Origin of the sequence: Mesorhizobium sp. WSM3866 (assembly GCF_002294795.1) — a bacterium.
Taxonomy (GTDB): domain Bacteria; phylum Pseudomonadota; class Alphaproteobacteria; order Rhizobiales; family Rhizobiaceae; genus Mesorhizobium.
On sequence record NZ_NSGC01000007.1, the window covers coordinates 289,195 to 307,626 of the forward strand.

General features: G+C 63.2%; 23 protein-coding genes. 9 read left to right on the plus strand and 14 right to left on the minus strand.

Going from position 1 to position 18,432, the window contains the following annotated elements; all coding sequences use genetic code 11:
* Position 1: 1 nt before the first annotated feature.
* The 3 genes from CK222_RS18250 to CK222_RS18260 all read right to left on the minus strand — a co-directional run bounded on the left by CK222_RS18250 (position 2) and on the right by CK222_RS18260 (position 2,829).
* Entirely contained in the window at positions 2 to 709 is a 708-nt protein-coding gene (locus CK222_RS18250) for a transporter substrate-binding domain-containing protein (protein WP_082954116.1), read from the minus strand.
* A gap of 26 nt (positions 710 to 735) precedes the next feature.
* Positions 736 to 1,974, minus strand: coding sequence for a cytochrome P450 (locus CK222_RS18255; protein ID WP_095801297.1), 1,239 nt, complete (start codon positions 1,972 to 1,974; stop codon positions 736 to 738).
* A gap of 132 nt (positions 1,975 to 2,106) precedes the next feature.
* Positions 2,107 to 2,829 carry a hypothetical protein gene (locus CK222_RS18260; protein ID WP_095801298.1) on the minus strand — a complete coding sequence of 241 codons (723 nt, stop codon included), beginning with the start codon at positions 2,827 to 2,829 and terminating at the stop codon, positions 2,107 to 2,109.
* Positions 2,830 to 2,938: 109 nt separating this feature from the next.
* Here CK222_RS18260 and CK222_RS18265 point away from each other — a divergent pair, with 109 nt between their 5' ends.
* Positions 2,939 to 3,283: a hypothetical protein gene (locus CK222_RS18265; protein WP_095801299.1), complete on the plus strand. Its 345-nt coding sequence runs from the start codon at positions 2,939 to 2,941 to the stop codon at positions 3,281 to 3,283.
* 17 nt (positions 3,284 to 3,300) lie between these two features.
* Positions 3,301 to 3,828 (plus strand): gamma carbonic anhydrase family protein, encoded by a 528-nt coding sequence (locus CK222_RS18270; protein WP_095801300.1) that lies wholly within the window; start codon positions 3,301 to 3,303, stop codon positions 3,826 to 3,828.
* Between the two features lie 32 nt (positions 3,829 to 3,860).
* Here CK222_RS18270 and CK222_RS18275 read toward each other — a convergent pair whose 3' ends face one another.
* From CK222_RS18275 to CK222_RS18290, 4 genes are all read right to left on the minus strand, one after another.
* Complete coding sequence (locus CK222_RS18275) at positions 3,861 to 4,412, minus strand: ankyrin repeat domain-containing protein (protein WP_095801301.1); 552 nt, start codon at positions 4,410 to 4,412, stop codon at positions 3,861 to 3,863.
* 249 nt (positions 4,413 to 4,661) lie between these two features.
* Positions 4,662 to 5,267 (minus strand): transglutaminase-like cysteine peptidase, encoded by a 606-nt coding sequence (locus tag CK222_RS18280; protein WP_095801302.1) that lies wholly within the window; start codon positions 5,265 to 5,267, stop codon positions 4,662 to 4,664.
* A 267-nt stretch (positions 5,268 to 5,534) separates the two neighbouring features.
* Positions 5,535 to 6,149: a PilZ domain-containing protein gene (locus tag CK222_RS18285; RefSeq protein WP_067321610.1), complete on the minus strand. Its 615-nt coding sequence runs from the start codon at positions 6,147 to 6,149 to the stop codon at positions 5,535 to 5,537.
* A gap of 171 nt (positions 6,150 to 6,320) precedes the next feature.
* Complete coding sequence (locus tag CK222_RS18290) at positions 6,321 to 6,959, minus strand: PAS domain-containing protein (RefSeq protein WP_067321654.1); 639 nt, start codon at positions 6,957 to 6,959, stop codon at positions 6,321 to 6,323.
* A gap of 421 nt (positions 6,960 to 7,380) precedes the next feature.
* Here CK222_RS18290 and CK222_RS18295 point away from each other — a divergent pair, with 421 nt between their 5' ends.
* From CK222_RS18295 to CK222_RS18310, 4 genes are all read left to right on the plus strand, one after another.
* Positions 7,381 to 8,118, plus strand: a complete 738-nt coding sequence (locus CK222_RS18295; RefSeq protein ID WP_095801303.1) for a rhomboid family intramembrane serine protease — start codon at positions 7,381 to 7,383, stop codon at positions 8,116 to 8,118.
* Positions 8,119 to 8,222: 104 nt separating this feature from the next.
* Complete coding sequence (locus CK222_RS18300) at positions 8,223 to 8,654, plus strand: CBS domain-containing protein (RefSeq protein WP_066989480.1); 432 nt, start codon at positions 8,223 to 8,225, stop codon at positions 8,652 to 8,654.
* 175 nt (positions 8,655 to 8,829) lie between these two features.
* Positions 8,830 to 10,329, plus strand: coding sequence for an Asp-tRNA(Asn)/Glu-tRNA(Gln) amidotransferase subunit GatB (gene gatB, locus CK222_RS18305; RefSeq protein WP_095801304.1), 1,500 nt, complete (start codon positions 8,830 to 8,832; stop codon positions 10,327 to 10,329).
* A gap of 4 nt (positions 10,330 to 10,333) precedes the next feature.
* Positions 10,334 to 10,822, plus strand: coding sequence for a GNAT family N-acetyltransferase (locus tag CK222_RS18310; protein ID WP_095801305.1), 489 nt, complete (start codon positions 10,334 to 10,336; stop codon positions 10,820 to 10,822).
* 158 nt (positions 10,823 to 10,980) lie between these two features.
* Here CK222_RS18310 and panC read toward each other — a convergent pair whose 3' ends face one another.
* Together panC and panB are read right to left on the minus strand one after the other, a co-directional pair.
* Positions 10,981 to 11,832, minus strand: a complete 852-nt coding sequence (gene panC / locus CK222_RS18315; RefSeq protein ID WP_095801306.1) for a pantoate--beta-alanine ligase — start codon at positions 11,830 to 11,832, stop codon at positions 10,981 to 10,983.
* Positions 11,829 to 12,668 carry a 3-methyl-2-oxobutanoate hydroxymethyltransferase gene (gene panB / locus CK222_RS18320; RefSeq protein WP_095801307.1) on the minus strand — a complete coding sequence of 280 codons (840 nt, stop codon included), beginning with the start codon at positions 12,666 to 12,668 and terminating at the stop codon, positions 11,829 to 11,831. Before panB ends, panC begins: the two co-directional genes overlap by 4 nt.
* A 225-nt stretch (positions 12,669 to 12,893) precedes the next feature.
* Here panB and CK222_RS18325 point away from each other — a divergent pair, with 225 nt between their 5' ends.
* The 3 genes from CK222_RS18325 to CK222_RS18335 all read left to right on the plus strand — a co-directional run bounded on the left by CK222_RS18325 (position 12,894) and on the right by CK222_RS18335 (position 14,444).
* The gene (locus CK222_RS18325) at positions 12,894 to 13,292 is read left to right on the plus strand and encodes an NADH:ubiquinone oxidoreductase subunit NDUFA12 (RefSeq protein WP_095801308.1); all 399 of its coding nucleotides are present in this window, start codon (positions 12,894 to 12,896) and stop codon (positions 13,290 to 13,292) included.
* 117 nt (positions 13,293 to 13,409) lie between these two features.
* Entirely contained in the window at positions 13,410 to 13,991 is a 582-nt protein-coding gene (locus CK222_RS18330) for a DUF2155 domain-containing protein (RefSeq protein ID WP_067321586.1), read from the plus strand.
* A gap of 69 nt (positions 13,992 to 14,060) precedes the next feature.
* Positions 14,061 to 14,444 (plus strand): hypothetical protein, encoded by a 384-nt coding sequence (locus CK222_RS18335; RefSeq protein WP_066989496.1) that lies wholly within the window; start codon positions 14,061 to 14,063, stop codon positions 14,442 to 14,444.
* A 9-nt stretch (positions 14,445 to 14,453) separates the two neighbouring features.
* Here the strand turns inward: CK222_RS18335 and aat are convergent, their stop codons facing one another.
* From aat to CK222_RS18360, 5 genes are all read right to left on the minus strand, one after another.
* On the minus strand, positions 14,454 to 15,071 hold the full coding sequence (gene aat / locus CK222_RS18340; protein ID WP_066989498.1) for a leucyl/phenylalanyl-tRNA--protein transferase: 618 nt from the start codon (positions 15,069 to 15,071) through the stop codon (positions 14,454 to 14,456).
* Between the two features lie 23 nt (positions 15,072 to 15,094).
* Complete coding sequence (gene accC / locus CK222_RS18345; protein WP_066989500.1) at positions 15,095 to 16,438, minus strand: acetyl-CoA carboxylase biotin carboxylase subunit; 1,344 nt, start codon at positions 16,436 to 16,438, stop codon at positions 15,095 to 15,097.
* A gap of 19 nt (positions 16,439 to 16,457) precedes the next feature.
* Positions 16,458 to 16,925 carry an acetyl-CoA carboxylase biotin carboxyl carrier protein gene (gene accB, locus CK222_RS18350; protein WP_067321651.1) on the minus strand — a complete coding sequence of 156 codons (468 nt, stop codon included), beginning with the start codon at positions 16,923 to 16,925 and terminating at the stop codon, positions 16,458 to 16,460.
* A gap of 26 nt (positions 16,926 to 16,951) precedes the next feature.
* Positions 16,952 to 17,386 (minus strand): type II 3-dehydroquinate dehydratase, encoded by a 435-nt coding sequence (gene aroQ / locus CK222_RS18355; protein ID WP_066989889.1) that lies wholly within the window; start codon positions 17,384 to 17,386, stop codon positions 16,952 to 16,954.
* Positions 17,387 to 17,586: 200 nt separating this feature from the next.
* Complete coding sequence (locus CK222_RS18360) at positions 17,587 to 18,390, minus strand: DsbA family protein (protein ID WP_067321649.1); 804 nt, start codon at positions 18,388 to 18,390, stop codon at positions 17,587 to 17,589.
* Positions 18,391 to 18,432: the final 42 nt, after the last annotated feature.

The window sequence follows — 18,432 nt, forward strand, 5'->3', positions numbered from 1 at the left end:
GTTAGAGCAGCCGGTCGACATCCGCATCGGAGAAACCGAATCCGGCCATCAGGTCGCGGTGCCAGCGGCTTCCAAGCAGGTCGCCCAGACCGTCATCGACACGCCGCCTCAACGCGTCGTTGCCTTTGGCGACCGCAAACGCGCCGGCGGCGGGCAACCGTTCGGACGCGGGAACGTCAATGACATCGGCCAGCGCAGCCGGTCGCCGCGCGATGTAGCCGCGATGCGCCATGGCAACGCTGGCATAGGCCTGCACCATGCCGGTAGCCACCGCCTCCGCTGCCTCGGCCTGCGTGGCGAACACACTGATCCGCTCCGGCGGCACGCCATTCTCAAGTGCCGTCCGATGCTGGATCTGATTCGATATCACGCCAAGCCCCGCGGAAGGGTGGCCTGCAAGAGAGCGATAGCCCTCAAGGTCGAGCGGGTTGCCCTTGGCGACCATCAAGCCGTCCGGCAGCGACCAGATCGGGCGACTGAAGTCCACCAGCTTGCTGCGCTCTTCTGAGATGAACAGACCGGTGGTCATGTCCCAGCGACCGTCGGCCAGTCCCGGCAGCAACTCGGCGAATTCAGTCTCGACGGGCGTGAAAGCCATCGTTTCGGACATCGCGAAGATCTTCTCGGCCAGCATAGCGTCGCAGCCGCCGACTTTCCCGGATGCATCGGTGAAGCAGAAGGGAGGTTCCTGCAGAAAGGCGAATCTCATTTTCCAGGCCTTCGGATTTTTGCGGCTCAGAAGCGCACCGAGAGCGCTTCCAATCCATGAAAATGATAGGTGTCGCGGAAGCGCGGCTCTTCCGTCAGGCCTAGATCCGGCAGCCGGTCGAACAGCGTCTTCAGCGACACCTGCAACTCCAGCCTGGCCAGCGGCGCGCCGATGCAGAAGTGGATGCCGGCGCCGAACGACACGTTCTTCTGGTCCGTCCGCGCCGGGTTGAATGTGGCCGGTCCGGCGAAAGCCAGCGGGTCGTGATTGGCCATGCCGAGCAGCAGCGCCACCGTCTCTCCGGGCTTGAGCAAAATGCCCGGAGCAGCTTCCATCTCTTCATAGGCCCAGCGCAGGAACATGTGCAGCGGCGCATCGTAGCGCAGGCATTCCTCGACCGTGGCGGCATTGGCCTCCGGTGTTGCAAAGAAGCGGCGCCCATCGCCGCCCTGCGCGAGGATCGTTCTCACGGCATTTCCGGTCTGGTGCACAGTCGCTTCGTGCCCTGCGTTGAGCAGAAGGATAGCTGAGGAAACCAGCTCCTCCTCCGAGAGCTTCTGGCCGTTGTCCTGGGCCTCGATCAGCAGCGAAAGCAGATCGTCGTCGGGTCTCTTGCGCCGCTCGGCGACATAGCCGCGCAGGAAAGCCGCGAAATCGTGCGCGGCGCGGTTGGCCGTCTCCTCGGTCTCGCGCGTGCGGCCGTGCATGTACATGGCGACCATCTGATGCGACCAGTCGAGCAGTTGCGGCCCCATCTCGACCGGAACGCCGAGCATCTCGGCGATGATGGTGATCGGCAAGGGCGAGGCGTAAGCGGGCAGAAGATCGACGGAGCCCGGCTCGAAGCGGTCGATCAGCTCATTGGCCAGAGCCTCGATGCGCGGCCGCAGCCGCTCGACCTGGCGCGAGACGAAGGCCCGATTGACCAGTGTCCGCAACCTCGTGTGCACCGGCGGCTCGAGCTCAAGCATCGAATTGGCTTCGATGGCGTCGAAGGCGGTCAGGTGCGAACGGTCGTCGCCAACCCCGCGGCTGTCGGGAATGCCGGCCGGGTTCTGGCGGCCGAAGCGACGATCGCGAAGCAGGCGGTTGACGTCGTCGAAGCCGCCGAAACACCAAAAACCGTAATTCTCCCAGAAGAAGGCGTTCGAAGCGCCGTGCAAGAAGGCGTAGCCCTCATACGGGTTCTGCACAAAGGCCGGTTCATGCGGGTCGAGGCGCAGGCGGCGGCTGACGGGGTCGAACGTGAGATAGGGTGGCATCATGTTCGACCAATAGCGCGCCTTGCCGGCCCGATGCCAGACCGCATCGCCGAGCCGGTCGTGCCGATATATTGAGCCAGGCTGGCCGCTGGAGAGGAAGAGCGGGTGGCGCGCCCATGGCTCCGGCGCAGCGCTTCAGCGTCCCGTTTTCAGGATACCGGCCACCTTGGTGGCGATCGCGGCATCGAGCACCTGCCAGTTCCCGAGCAACTCGCGCGGGAAGCGGTAGGTGAGGCTGAGATCGTCGCCGACCTGGATGTCGCGCTCGCAGGGGGCCAGCGATTCCTCGGCACTTGGGCCGCTCAGGCAGCGGGCGACGAACGGGTCTTTGCCGGGGCGGTCGGCGACCGCCAGGACCTCGTTGAGATAGCCCGATTTCTCGGCGAAGCCGTAGAGCGTCGTCCCGCCCGGGCCGGGTGTGCCCGGCTTGACGATCAGGGCGCTGTAGATCGGCGCGAAACGGCCGCTCATGTCGCGCGACATCATCCGCGGCTCGAATGACAGGAAGATGATCTTCCTGGTCGTGGTGTGGTTGAAGTCGCCGCGCGCGGCGGTGCTGTAGCCGTCCATTTCAGGATAGCGCAGATAAAGGTCGAGTCGCGAGGCGTTTCCGTCGCGCCTGGCCTGGTCGAAGCGGATGAAGTTGGCCGGCACACTGATCACATTGTTGCCCATGACGACCTGGCGCACGGTCGTGTCGTCGGTGTAGCCGGCCATGGCGATCGACCGGCCGAGCCATTTGCCGCCGAGACTGATAGCCACCGAAAGCAGGGCGAGCGCCGCGAAGACATAGAAGACCCGCTTCATCAAGGTCGAGTCGACAACCTCGAATTCCTCCGCGGCGGCTGCCTCTCTCATCCCAATTCCCCGATCCGCTCACCTGTCCTCAGGTGGCACAATTGGCGCGGCATGGCTCTTGCAGCGCGTCGGCACGACTGTGCGGTCTCATGGTAAACGGTTGGTAAAGATGGATCTCATGCTGCTCCCTCTCTACGCTTTTGCGGTCGGCCTGACGGCTTGCGGCCTCGCCGGCTCGGCGATGGAAATCGTCTGCGGTGGCCGGCTGGCCTTCGCCGAACCCTATGTCACGCCTGCCCATATTGTGCGCTCGCTCGCGGTGACCGCCTGCGCCGGCCCGTTCATGCTCACCAATGATGCTCTGGCTGCGCGGCGCGAGGGACGCATCGGCACGCTGGCGCTGCTTTCCTGCGGCTGCACGGCGATTGCCTGGGCACTGGCGCTCGGCATCGTGCTGATCACCATTGCTTCCTGGGCAACGGGTCTCCTAAGCTCCGCCGAATTCTCGGCTTGAGACGAATCGGAGAAAAGATGCCGATCTATGCGATCGACGGGAAGGCGCCCCGGTTCGAGGACGCCGAAACCAATTGGGTGGCGCCCGACGCCACGCTGATCGGCGATATCGCGATAGGCCGCAATGCCGGCTTCTGGTTCGGCGTCGTCATCCGCGGCGACGGTGAAACGATCACCATCGGCGCCGACACCAATGTGCAGGAACATACGGTCATGCACACCGATCCGGGCTATCCGCTCACCATCGGGCAGGGCTGCACGATCGGTCATCGCGCCCTGCTGCATGGCTGCACGGTCGGCGACAGCAGCCTGATCGGCATGGGCGCCATCGTGCTCAACGGCGCGAGGATCGGCAAGAATTCGCTGGTCGGCGCCGGCGCTTTGGTGACGGAAAACAAGGTTTTCCCGGACAATTCGCTGATCGTCGGCTCGCCCGCCAAGGCGATAAGGGTGCTGGATGACGCGGCAATCGAGAGGCTGCGGGTCTCGGCCGCGCACTATGTCGCCAACGGCAGGCGCTTCAAGACCGGATTGAAGGAGCTGTGACAGCGGTTCAGTCCGCCGCTTCGCCCGCGACCTTATTCACTGCGTCGGGACATTGCCTGACGCAGCAGCGACGCCCCCGCTTCGAAACCGGCGCGGTCTGCACCTTCCAGGGCGGTTTCACAATCATCGATGCGCGTCCTGAGCGACGGATCCGCGCCCGACGCCAGCAGCAGGCGGATTGCCTCGGCGTCGCGCTGCGCCACGGCGTAATGCAGAGGCGTCCAGTCGTTGACCCCGCGCATGTTCGGGTCGGCGCCCTGCTCGAGCAGGATCTGGATAAGCTGCAGCCTGTCCGGCCGCTCGGTGGATAGCGCGGCGATGATCGACGGGAAGCCGGCGGGATCCTCGTAATTCGGATTCGAGCCTGCATCAAGCAGCGTGACGATGAAGCCGGCCGGGCTCCAATAGATCGCGTATTCCAAGGGATGGCCGAGGCCGAGCTCGAACGGCATCCTCTCGTCGTACCATTGCGCGGAGCCGCCGAGCGCCTTGCCAAGCCCATCGAAATCGCCCGCCTTGAAGGCGTCGTCTATCGCCTTGAACAGCTTGGCGCGCTCGCAGCGGTCGTCAGGGATTTCCAGCATCGCCGTCCATCCAAAAATAAACGGCCATAGTGCTCCGGTCTGCCGTTACGAGAAAGGCCCGCAGGCGGCGGCAAAAAAAGCGGAGCCGGCCCGGGGACAGGGCCGGCTCCTAAAACCCGGTCGTTGGGGACGGGGAGGGTGGGGACTCGACCGGGCTTTTTCCAGGCACGCCGTATGAATGCGGCGTGCTTAATCTCTTCGTGTTGCCCCAAAAGCCCTGCGCATCTTGGGGCAGCATGCATTGGGATCCTAGCGGACGCTGGCGACCGCGTCCTCGCGGCCGTCGTTGATCGAAACCCAAACGCCTGAATTCTTTGTCGATTGACGTTTGAGGTAGGTGTAGACCGTGTCGTTCCAGGCGAGCACTTTCGGCTCGAGATTGTCGAGGATGAACTCGCCGAGGCTGGTGCGCACCGTCAGCACCGCGTGGCCGTCGCCGTTCGGCTGGCGCACGACCGTCATCAAAAGGTCGCCGGCGGGGACACCGGCGGCCATTAATTCGCGGCGCTTCTCCAACGCGAAGTCCTCGCAGTCGCCGAAACCGTTGTCGGGATAGGCCCAGTATTCCTCGACCCCGTAGATCTCCATATCGGTACGTGGCTTGACGCGGGTGTTGACCGAATTGTTGACCTTGATCATCGTCGCCCACAGCTTGCGGGTCAGCTCGACAGGAGACCCATTCGGCGTCCTCTCATTGCATTCGATGGGGATACGCTGGCAGAGTTCATAATGGCCGACGGGCTGGGTGGTGCGGCCACCCGTATGCATGAACAGCGGTCCCGCGCTTGCCGTGCCCCAGGCGGAAAGCTGCATCGCCATTGCCAAGAGCAACAGCTTGCCCCTCGTCATTTTCATTATGGTAGTCTCCCCGTTTGAGAGAGACTGTGCCACGTTGGGATTTATTTGACGCAAAAACCGGAAGTAGAGATTGAGTAAAACGCCCGTAGATTAAATATAAAATTTGAACTATCTCGACTGCGGATTGTTGAGAATCTAAACCGGCCGCCGCACCCGGATCACGTGGCGTCTCGACATGCCGCCCGGCTGCTAGAAGGCCCTGATCCGGCCAACAAAAAACCGGCCGCTGGAGGCCGGTTGGATGCATGTCCGCATTCTAAGCGGTCAGGACCGCGGCGCGTTGAATTCCGAATCCAAGGTTTCCGGCCGCTGGATGACGGCAAACTCAATGGCGACGCCGTCCTCGAAGTGACGCACGACCTGGCCGCGCATCGTTCCCAGCATGACCTGCACGCCGATTGCTGGTTTGACGTCGATCTCGATCGCCGCGCCCGAGAGCGACAGGTCGATGATGCGGCACTGATACTGTCGCCCGTCGGTGAGCTGCAGCACGCTCATCGGATTGCGCGGCGCGACGCGCTCGTGGCGGCGGTCTTCCGGCAGGTCGAGCTCATGCTTGTTCGCAAGCCAGGTGAGCTGCGCGGCGAGCTTGTCCTTCTTGCGGTCCGAAGCGATGACGGTCATCGCGAAACCGTCCTGCGAGGTGCGCGTCACGATGCCTTCGATGCGACCGATGTGATCGATATAGGCAATGACCTTTTCCCCCGGCATGCCGACGCGATCGGTGCGCAAGGCGACATTGCCTGGCGACATGTCTATCACCTGGCACGCGTGTTCCGTGCGGTCCTCCAGCATGAAGCGTCCGTAGATTTTCACCCGGACACGCTGAAAATTGCGCCGCTCCACACGGGACGGCGCAAATTCCGCCGCTGACCTCATGACTGCCTACACCCCGTTGGCATTCCGCGCGACGTGCGAGGAATTTCACCGGAAAAAGCTACAGCAAAGCAGGTTAACAAACGGGAAAAAGCCGGCCCAAATGGGTTGGGGGCGGACGCCCACGCAAGGCAAAGGCCTGGACCAGATCGGGGCAAAATCTCGCGCTCCGCTCTACTCGTTGCGCCCGCCGTCGAAGACGACGAGATGCCGTATCCGGCGTACGCGGCCGAGCGCCGAAATGGTCTCGGGCGCGTCGAACTCCGTCGGCACGAGCGACGGAACATCGATCGCCGGCCGGTTCTTCAGGAACATCGGGTCCTTGTCGGGATCGATGACCCGGATCGCGTCAATCAGGGCGTCGGCGAGCGGGTCGGCACCAAGCCAGAACGGCCGATCCGCGGCGCTGACGATGCCGAGGCAGCGAGGGCTCTCGACGCCGCCATCGAGCGGCAGCGCCAGCAGCTCGAACTTGCTGGAACGACCGTTTCGGCTGAATCCTTCATAGGTCAGAAGCAGCACCGATTTCTGGTCGAAGACGCCGTGGATGAGACGCGACATAAGCCGCTGGTCCTTCTCGCGCCAGAGCGAGGGGAAGGAAAACCCTTTGAGCTCGCGGCCGTAATAGGCGCAGAGCCTGGTGCCGGCCAGCCGGAACACGGCTTCGGCGCGTGTGTCGCGCTCCAGGATGAACGTATCGGCCAGGAGCGTCTTGATGTCCGCCGGCTCCACTTCCGAGCGTTTCGGAGCCGGGCGGCCATCACGCAGCCGGTTCCAATATTGGAACAGCGCGATTGATCCGTTCTGATTCATTTCCATTCCGCTCCGGCAATCTGTCTTTCTTGTTGTCCCATCGGCGAACAGACAGGGCGCCCTCCGATGACCTTCATGCGGTGCGGAGCAGGATGCGTGCCAGCATCGTTAACGTTTGTTCACGTCTCGGGGCCGTTAAGGTTAACAAGTGGTTTACGTTGCACGCCGACGGGGCCTGTGGCACATCAACAACCACTCCAAAACGGTCGTTTCAGCAGCGATCGGCAGCACTTCAGTCAGTTTTCGGGGAGCAGGGGACTCGACCGGCCGTTCAGGGAAACCTGGACGGCTTTCTTTTGATTCGCGTCGCCGATCCAGGCCCTATCCGATTCAGCTTGGGGCGATTCGCGATTTGTGATTCGATCAGGCGTGAACTACATGCTCGGCCGAAATCGAGTCTCCAGCCAGCTGCGAAGAGGCCATGAGCGAGCCGGTAACACCGACCGAATCCGAATTGCAACCAGACGACGAAGCGCCGGAGCCGCGCCGCGAGCCGATGTTCAACTTGCCGCCGGTTGTGCTGGCGGTGATGGGGATCTGCGCGATCGTCTTCCTGCTAGAGCGATATGTGCTGAACGACAACCAGCAAATGACGCTGCTCTACGACGGAGCCTTCATTCCGGTGCTCTACACCGGTCAATACGGCTTCGACTGGTTCCTGTTCACGCGCCCCTTCACCTATGCCTTCATGCATGGGGGCCTCGCTCACATTGCCGTCAACATGGTCTGGCTTGCCGCTTTCGGCTCACCGCTCGCCAATCGTTTTGGCGCGGCCCGGTTTGCGGTGTTCTACGCCGTGACCGGGCTGGCTTCGGTAGCGCTGTTCTGGGCCATGCACCCTTATGGCGAGATGCCGCTGGTCGGCGCTTCGGGCGCGATCTCGGGCATGATGGGAGCGGCGGCGCGCTACGGCTTCCGGATCGATCGCTCGTCAGGCCAGGCGGCCTTCGCCGGCGAGCCGTTGCCGATCGCAATCGTGCTGCGTTCGCGCGGCGTCATGACCTTCCTCGGCGTCTGGATGGTGATCAACCTCGCCACCGGCCTTCTCGGCTTTGCGCCGGGGATCGAAGGACAGATCGCCTGGGAAGCCCATATCGGCGGCTTTGTCGCAGGCTTTTTCGGCGTGCGTTTTTTCGATCGGCCCCAGCCGTCAGAGTAGCGCTGCGGCGCACTTGAAATGCAACCAATCACGGCGCACCATGTTCACCGGAACGTGAATGCCGGTCAGGGCAGGAGCCGGCGGGCAAGGCACAGGAGGACGCCATGACTGTGAAGGCAATTCTTGAGCAAAAAGGCCATGACGTGTTCACACTCGGGCCTAATGAAAAGCTGAGCGAAGCCATTCGCATCCTGACCGAGCATAGGATCGGCGCGCTGGTCATCACCAATGGCGACCGCAAGATCGTCGGCATCCTTTCCGAGCGCGACATCGTGCGAGTGCTGGCCAGGGAGGGCGCGGCCGCGCTCGATATTCCGGTCCGATCGGCCATGACGCCGAAGGTCAAGATCTGCAACGAGAACCACACGGTCAACGAGGTCATGGAGATCATGACGAAGGGTCGCTTCCGCCACCTGCCGGTGGAGAAGGACGGGATGCTCGACGGCATCGTGTCGATCGGCGATGTGGTCAAGCGCCGGATCGAGGATGTCGAGCGCGAGGCCGAGGAGATCCGGGCCTACATCGCCACCGCCTGATACAGGCGGGAAGGTGCCGCCAGCACAGCCCGTGGGCTTACAAGCGCAAGCTGCCTGGAGGCCTGCGCGCGGCTTTGGACTTGTCTCAAGGAACGGTTTGCACTAGCGAGTGATGCGATTTTCGCAACGCGATAAGCAAAATCGCGCCAGCCACAAATGCGACCCATAGGCCTCCATGAGCATCATCGATACCCGCACGCCCGACCCGAAACGCCTGATCTCCGGCGCCACCGGCGACTGGGAAATCATCATCGGGCTCGAAGTGCATGCGCAAGTGACGTCCGAGGCAAAGCTGTTCTCCGGCGCCTCGACCTCTTTCGGCGCGGCGCCCAACGCCAATGTCAGCCTGGTCGACGCGGCGATGCCCGGCATGCTGCCGGTGATCAACGAGGAATGCGTCAAGCAGGCGATCCGCACCGGGCTGGGCTTGAAGGCCGCGATCAACCACAAGTCGGTCTTCGATCGGAAGAACTATTTCTACCCGGACCTGCCGCAGGGCTATCAGATCTCGCAGTACAAGCAGCCGATCGTCGGCGAAGGCAAGGTGATCGTCTCGGTCGGACCGGACCGGCAGGGCGAGTTCGAGGACATCGAGGTCGGCATCGAGCGCCTGCATCTGGAGCAGGATGCCGGCAAGTCTATGCACGACCAGCATCCGACAATGTCCTATGTCGACCTCAACCGGTCCGGCGTTGCGCTGATGGAGATCGTCTCCAAGCCGGACATGCGCTCTGCCGACGAGGCCAAGGCCTATGTCAGCAAGCTGCGCACCATAATGCGCTATCTCGGTACCTGCGACGGCAACATGGACGAGGGTTCGCTGCGCGCCGACGTCAATGTCTCGGTGCGCCGCCCGGGTGGCGCGTTCGGCACGCGCTGCGAGATCAAGAACGTCAACTCGATCCGCTTCATCGGCCAGGCCATCGAGTCCGAAGCGCGCCGTCAGATCGCCATCCTCGAAGACGGCGGCTCGATCGAGCAGGAGACGCGCCTATTCGACCCCAACAAGGGCGAGACGCGCTCGATGCGCTCCAAGGAAGAGGCGCATGACTACCGCTATTTCCCCGACCCCGACCTTCTGCCGCTGGAGTTCGACCAGGCCTATGTCGATGATCTGGCACAGCATCTGCCGGAACTCCCGGACGAGAAGAAGGCGCGGCTGATCGGCTCGCTAGGCCTATCGCCCTACGACGCCTCGGTGCTGGTCTCGGAAAAGCCGATCGCCGACTATTTCGAGAAGGTGGCCTCGGGGCGCGACGGCAAGCTTGCCGCCAACTGGGTCATCAACGACCTGCTGGGCGCTCTCAACAAGGCTGGCAAAGATATTGAAAACGCTCCGCTTTCGCCTGAGCAGCTCGGTACCGTCGTCGACCTGATCAAGGAAGGCACGATCTCCGGCAAGATCGCCAAGGACCTGTTCGAGATCGTCTGGAACGAGGGCGGTGATCCGCGCCAACTGGTCGAAAGCCGCGGCATGAAGCAGATGACCGACACCGGCGCCATCGAGAAGGCGGTCGACGAGGTCATCGCCGCCAATCCGGACAAGGCCGAGCAGGCGCGCGCCAAGCCGACCATGGCCGGCTGGTTCGTCGGCCAGGTGATGAAGGCGACCGGCGGCAAGGCGAACCCGCAGGCGGTCAACGAGCTGGTCAAGGCCAAGCTCGGCATCGAATAGAGCGATGTTCGTCCGCACCGCCAGCGAGCGCGATCTTGTTGCGATCCGCGCGCTGCTGGTCGAGACGTGGCATGCGACCTATGACGCCATCTACGGCGCCGAGCATGTAACGGCGATCACCGACGACTGGCATTCTCTTGCTTCGCTCAAGGCGCAACTGGCCCGGCCGAATTCCGAATTCCTGGTCGCTGACGATGGCAAGCGGCTTGGCGGCATGGCTTTCGCGGCCGCGACCGCCGACCCGAAGATCGTCCTTCTGAACCAGCTCTACGTATCTCCGGATTGTCAGCGGCAAAGGATCGGCCAGGCGCTGCTCGACGAAGTCGAGGCCAGTTTTCCGCAGATGCGGACGCTGCGTCTCGAGGTCGAGCAGGCGAATGCGGCGGCGATCGCCTTCTACGAGGCGAACGGATTTCGGACGGCAGGCAGGACAGCGGATTGCGGCGGCAGTTCGGGATGGCCCGCACTCATCCTGGAGAAGCGGCTCGGCTAAAGCGCCGGCGGATGCCCATTGCCTCATCGCAGGGTTTTGATTGATCGCGCCGATCCCCGCGATCAAACCTGCCCTCGCACAGGTGCACCTCGGCCAGCGGATGGTGCGGTGCGCGATGGACTGAACGCTGCCTGAGACGCCGGGCTGATCAGCACAGATCAGGTAGCTGGGACTTCCACATTGTCGATCAACCTGGTGGTGCCGAGCCAGGCCGCCGCGAGCAGGCGGCCGTCGCGGTCTCGTCGCCAGGGCGCGAGCGTTGCGGCCTCCCGCGCGGCGACGTAGTCGACCTTCCGAAAGCCCGCGCTGACGAGCGCTTCCGCAGCCGCATTCACCGCACGTGCCTCATCCGCGCCGGATGCGAGCTCGGCCGCGGTCTGACGCAGAACCACGTTGAATTTGCGCGCGATCTTGAGCTCGGCCGCGCCGAGATAGGCGTTGCGCGACGACATGGCGAGGCCGTGGGAATCACGCACGGTCGGCGCGCCGACGATCTCGACCGGCAGATCGAGATCACGGCACAGCTGCCTGACAACGCAAAGCTGCTGGTAGTCCTTCTCACCGAACACGGCACAGTCGGGCGCTGCCTGCAGGAAAAGCTTGGCCACGACAGTGGCGACGCCGTCGAAGAAGGCAGGCCGAAAATCCGTCTCCAGGCCGGAGGAGGGGCCTCCGACCGAGATTTTGGTGGCGAAGCCGGCCGGGTACATTTCCGCCACGCCTGGCGTGAAGGCCAGATGTGCGCCTGCTTCCCGCAGTTGGTCGAGATCGCGGGCCAATTGGCGCGGATATTTTTCCAGGTCCTCGGTCGGCGCGAATTGGGTCGGATTGACGAAGACGGAGACGACGCAGCGCTCGGCCTTTTCGAGCGCGATCCTGACCAGCGAGATGTGGCCGTCATGCAGCGCGCCCATGGTCGGCACCATGGCGATCTTGAGGCCAGCCCGGCGCCAATCCCGGATCTGCGCGCGAAGGGCCGCAACGCTCTCGACGACGATTGGCCCGCTCATGCCTGGTCCTTGCCCGATGCCGCCGAAAAAACGTGGTCAGGTGCGGGAAATGCGCGGCTGCGCACCTCGTCGGCGTAACGCGCCGCCGCATCCGCAATGGTGTCGCGCAGCACTGCGTATTCCTTGACGAATTTCGGCACGCGGTCGACGGTCATGCCGATCATGTCGTCTACCACCAGGATCTGGCCGTCGCAGTCGCCGCTGGCGCCGATGCCGATGGTCGGGATCGCGATATGACGGGTGAGGTCCGAAGCCACCGCCTCGACCGTGCCCTCGATGACGACCGAGAAGGCGCCGGCCTTTTCAACCGCTTCGGCGTCGCGAAAAAGGGCGGCGATGTTTTCCCTGCTCCTGCCCTTGATCTTGTAGCCGCCGTCCTTGTCCACCGACTGCGGCTGCAGGCCGATATGGCCCATGACCGGGATGCCTTCCGCGACGATTGCCGCGATCTGCGCGGCCATGTCGACCCCACCCTCGAGCTTGACCGCCTGGCTGCCCGTCTCGCCGATGATGAGCCTTGCCGAGGCAACGGCTTGCGCCACCGAGGCCTCGTAGCTGCCTGCCGGCATGTCGACCACCACACAGGCCTTCGCCGAGCCGCGCATCACCGCTTGTCCGTGCGCGATCATCATCTCCAGCGAAGCGCCGAGCGTCGTGGCATGGCCATGCAGCACCATGGCGACGCTGTCGCCGACCAGAAGCAGGTCGACATGCGGATCGAGCATGCGGGCTATCGGATAGGTATAGGCGGTGAGACAAACGATCGGCACGCCGCCCTTGCGGCGGCGAATGTCTTCGGCGCCGATCCGATTGCCGGTGGACCGTTCTGGGGCCAATCGTCACCTCCCTCAACCGGCGCGGGCCGGCCGCCAGCTTTGCCGGGCGTGCGAGCTTTAGAAACTGCGCAAACGCTTGGCAAGACGAGGTGGCGATATCTCCGCGCGTGTATCGATTTAGCGCACGAAGCATTTACATCGCAGGCTGGGCAAAACCCTTGCCTTCGCGTTGACCTGACGCCATAAGCAGGAAACGGCGCGGCCGCTGCCGCAACGAGGATCTGGATGAAGACTTTCCTGCTGCAGTTTTTCACCTGGTGGAACAGCCAGACGCTTGGCACGCGCTTCCACACCTGGCGCTTCGGCCACAAGGTCGGCGAGGACGAGGTCGGCAACGTCTATTACGAGGGCGGCATCGATTCGGAAGGTCGCACCCGCCGCTGGGTCATCTATCGTGACTATTCCGAAGCCTCGAAGATCCCTCCGGGCTGGCATGGCTGGATGCATCATCGCGTCGACACGCCTCCGTCGAGCGAGAGCTATAAGGCTCGTGATTGGCAGAAGCCGCACCGGCCCAATCTCACAGGAACGCCGGGCGCCTATCGCCCGCAAGGTTCCATTCTGACCAACCAGCATCGCCCGCAGGTCACCGGCGACTACGACGCTTGGACGCCCGGTTCGTAAACGCGTTTTCGGTCTTTTGTCGCCACAATTGGCGTTTAGCTGCTTGCTGATAGCGCAGCCCTGACTAGCCTTGGGCGATTGAGAGAATCACCCGGGCGCAACCACCGGTATCCCTGCATGAACTCTTTCGGCCGACTCTCGACGGGACTGTTCGCGGCAGCGTCCGTTCTGGCTGCCTCGACGGCAGGGTTCGCCGCCGCGCAGACACCGGCGGCGCCGGCGGTTTCCGACCGCATCACCAATCCGGTCGCCGAATTCGCCGGCATCGACAAGATCACCGGCCGCATCATCACCTTCGACGTCTATATCGACGAGACGGTGCAGTTCGGCGCCCTGCAGGTGACGCCGCGCGTCTGCTACTCTCGGCCTGAGACCGAACAGCCGAAGACCGATTCCTTCGTCGAGGTCGACGAGATCACGCTCGATCGCAAGATCCGCCGTATCTTTACCGGCTGGATGTTCGCCGAAAGCCCCGGTCTCAACGCGGTCGAGCACGCCGTCTATGACGTCTGGCTGAAGGGCTGCAAGCAAAAATCGGACGTGCCGCCGCCGACCGCCGCCAAAGCCGATACGGGCAAGCCGAAGACGAATGCCGCCAAGCCGAAGCCGCCCGTGCAGGAGCCGCCTGCCGAGGCAGCGCCTGAGCCGTCGGACGCGGCGCCCGCGCCGGATGGCGCCGACACCACAGACACGAACTGATCTCGGAACTCTCGGAACCCTCTTTTTCGCAATCCGTTGGATAAACGGTGATGGCGACGGGAGATTTCCATGGCAACGATCAGGCCTATCACTGCCAGCAAGAAAGAGCTTCTCGATATCGAGAAAGGCTTCTGGACCGGCGATTCCGCGTATTTCGCGGCCCACGCCGATGTGGATTGCCTCGTCGCCTTTCCGGAGATGGCGCAGGCGATGACCAATGCCGATCTGGCCAAGACCGCCACCAAGCCCAATCGCTGGCGCGATCTCGACATTCGGCTGAAAGGCATGGTCGAACCCGGCAGCGATATCGTCATGCTAACCTACGAGGCGCGCGCGACGCGGGAAAACGGCGAGCCCTATGCCGCTCTCGTCAGCACCGGCTATGTTCATCGCGCCGATGGCTGGAAGATGATGTTTCATTCCCAGACGCCAATTGAAACTGCGAGCGGGTGACCGCTTACCTCAGGGATAAAAGACCGCGTCGCCCTTCAGGGCCTCGGCCAGCATTTTTTCGTAGCGGCTGCGCGGCACGTCGATGGCGCCGAAGCGCTTCAGGTGCTCGGTGGTGAACTGCGTGTCGAGCAGCGCGAAGCGGCGTTCGTTCAGCCGCTCGACGAGATAATAGAGGCAGGTCTTCGAGGCGTCGGTTTCCCGGGCGAACATGCTTTCGCCGAAGAAGACGCGCCCGAGTGACACCCCATAGAGACCGCCGGCCAGCCGGCCCTCGCGCCACGCCTCGACGGAATGGCAGTGGCCCAGCCGATAGAGCTCGACATAGGCTTCGCGGATCGGCGCGTTGATCCAGGTCGAGCGGCGCTCGTCGCGCCTTTCCGCGCAGCCGTCGATCGTCGCCTCGAAGTCGAAATCGTAGCGGATGTCGAAAGGGTGCCTGCGGATCGTCTTCTTCAGACTGCGCGGCGTGTGGAATCCGTCGAGCGGGATGATGCCGCGCGTCTCCGGCCGCACCCAGAACACTTCCGGGTCGGTGGCGCTCTCTGCCATCGGGAACACGCCCGAGGCATAGGCTTTCAGCAGCAGGTCGGTCGGGATGCGGTAGCCGGGCGCGTAGGGACGAGTCATTGCGCCATTATAACCGCAAGATCCTATTCCTCCTTGGCCAAATATTTCTCGAGCCAGTGGATGTCGTAATCGCCGTTGGCGATATCCGGATTGCCGACGAGGTCGCGGAACAGCGGCAGCGTCGTCTTGATGCCGTCCACGACGAATTCGTCGAGCGCCCGGCGCAGCCGCATCATGCATTCGACGCGGTTGCGGCCATGCACGATCAGTTTGCCGATCAGGCTGTCGTAATAGGGCGGGATCCGGTAGCCGGAATATACGCCGGAATCGACGCGGATGCCGAGGCCGCCCGGCGTGTGGAAATGCGTGATCGTACCGGGCGACGGCGTGAACGTGCGCGGATCCTCGGCGTTGATGCGGCACTCGATGGCGTGGCCGTTGAACTTGATGTCTTCCTGCTTGACCGACAGTCCGCCGCCGGAGGCGACACGGATCTGTTCATGCACGAGGTCGATGCCGGTGATCGCTTCGGTCACCGGATGCTCGACCTGCAGGCGTGTGTTCATCTCGATGAAATAGAATTCACCGTTCTCGTAGAGGAATTCGATCGTGCCGGCGCCGGAATAGCCAAGATCGGCGATCGCCTTGGCGCAGATGCCGCCGATGCGCGCACGTTCCTCGGCGTTGAGGGCCGGTGAGTTCGCTTCCTCCCACACCTTCTGGTGGCGGCGTTGCAGCGAGCAGTCGCGCTCGCCGAAATGCACGCCGCGTCCGGCGCCGTCGCCGAACACCTGCAATTCGATATGGCGCGGCTTTTCCAGATATTTCTCGATGTAAACGGCGTCGTCGCCGAAGGCAGCGCCGGCTTCTGATCTGGCGGTCTGCAGCGCCACTTCGAGGTCGGCTTCGGTGCGGGCGACCTTCATGCCGCGGCCGCCGCCGCCGGCCGAAGCCTTGATGATCACCGGATAGCCGATCGCGGCGGCAATGCGCTTTGCTTCCTTCTCGTCGCTGATCGCGCCGTCCGAACCAGGCACCACCGGGATGCCGAGGCGCTTTGCCGTGCGCTTGGCTTCGATCTTGTCGCCCATGATGCGGATATGGTCGCCGGAAGGGCCGATGAAGGTGATGTTATGGGCGGCGAGGATATCGGCGAACTTGGCGTTTTCTGACAGGAAGCCGTAGCCCGGGTGCACGGCATCGGCGCCGGTGATCTCGCAAGCGGCGACGATCTGGTGAATGTTGAGATAGCTTTCGCGTGACGGCGGCGGGCCGATGCAGACGCTTTCGTCGGCAAGCCGCACATGCATGGCGTCGGAATCGGCCGTCGAATGGACCACCACCGTCTGGATGCCGAGCTCCTTGCAGGCGCGCAGCACCCGAAGCGCGATTTCGCCGCGATTGGCGATGAGGATTTTTTGGAACATCTGCCCGCTGTTCCCGGCTCTACTCGATGACCACGAGCGGCATGCCGTATTCGACCGGCTGGGCGTCCTCGATCAGGATCGCCGTCACCGTGCCGGCGCGCGGCGAGGGAATCTGGTTCATCGTCTTCATCGCTTCGATGATGAGCAGCGTCTGGCCTTCCTTCACCTTCTGGCCGATCTCGATGAACGCCTTGGCGTCGGGCGAGGGCGCGAGATAGGCGGTGCCGACCATCGGCGAGGGCACGGCGTTCTTGGAAGGATCGGCTGCCGTCGCGGGCGCGGCCGCTACCGCCTGAGCCGGCCCGGCAACCGCCGCGGACGGCATAGGAAGCGGAGCAGCGACCGCGTGGACGGCCTGAGACTGACGCGACACGCGCACTTTCAGATCGCCGAGCTCGACCTCGATCTCGGTCAGGTTGGTGTCGTTCAGTATGCCCGCCAAGTCGCGGATCAGCTGCTGGTCAACACCGTTCTTCTTTATCGACATTTTCGAGCCTTCTGTTTGGGAGCCGGTCACAGGCGCGCCGCCAGTGCCTGCAGCGCAAGCGTATAGCCGAGTGGCCCGAACCCGCAGATCATGCCGACAGCGACCGGCGCGACCATGGAGACGTGGCGGAAAGGCTCCCGCGCGTGGATATTGGAAAGATGGACTTCAGCGACGGGCAGCGGCGCGATGGCGCGGATGGCGTCGTGAATGGCAATCGAGGTATGGCTGTAGGCCCCGGGATTGATGACGATGCCTGCGGCCTTTTCACCGGCTTCCTGGATCCAGTCGACGAGATCACCTTCGTGATTGGACTGACGAAAATCGATCTCGAGCCCGAGCGCCGTGCCGGCGGCCTTGCAATCCTCGGCGATGGCGGCAAGCGTCTTGCCGCCATAGATCCCCGGCTCGCGCTTGCCGAGTGCATTGAGATTGGGACCGTTCAGGACGAAAATCGTTTTCAAATATGCCGACCTCTTCGGCGCCGGCCTCAAGCCGGCGCGCCGGACCTCTATAATGGGCATATCCGCCCGCGAAAAGAGCGCAAGTACGTTCTTTCGCTGTCCACAACAGGCGGAAAACCGCCTGTTATCGCGACTCGCAATCGCTTAGAGCATGATCCCGAAAACTGTGCAGCGGTTTTCGGAAAAGACCATGCCCAAACCTAGAGCGCGCTCTTGGCCTGCTCGATCTTCTCCGCCAGAACCTGCTGTCCGAGCGCGCCGAACACCACCTCATTGCCGACCACATAGGACGGCGTGCCGGTGATCGACAGCTTGGTGGCGAGATCGTAGGTGCGCGAGAGCGCTTCGTTGATGCTCGGATCCTTCATCTTCTCGCGCAGCTTCGCCTCGTCGGCACCGAGCGAAACAGCGACCTTCATGGCGGTGGATTCGGTGGCACGGCCCTGGCTGCCGAGCAGCGCAGTGTGGAACTCGCTGTACTTCTCCGGCATCATCAGATGGAAGGCCATCGAGACCACGCTGGCCTTTTGCGAATCCGGGCTGAGGATTGGAAACTCCTTGAGCACGAAGCGCAGGTCCGGATCGGCTTTGGTCAGCGCCTTCATGTCCTCAATGGCGCGTTTGCAGAAGCCGCAATTGTAGTCGTAGAACTCGACGATGGTGACTTTGCCCTTCGGGTTGCCGACCACGCCGTCGAAGGTGGAGTTGAAGATCTCGTCCTTCGCATCCTTGATGACGCCGAGTGCGGCGAGCCGCTGCTCTTCCTTCTGCTTGGCCTCGAGCGCGTCCTGAACCTCGAGCAGGACCTCGGGGTTTTTCAGCAGATAGTCGCGGATGATTCCTTCGACCTCCTTGCGGTCAATCTTGCTGTCCGCCGAGGCCACCTGGATGGCTTGCGTCGTGTCGGCCCTAGCGGCCTGCGGGCTTCCTGCCACGAAGCCGAATGCCAGCATGCCGAGCGCCACCGCCACGCCGGCGCTGCCGAGCAGGATTGCCTTGTTCATGATCAGTTCCTTCTGCCTGTCCCGGTCCAACCTGGTCGCCGT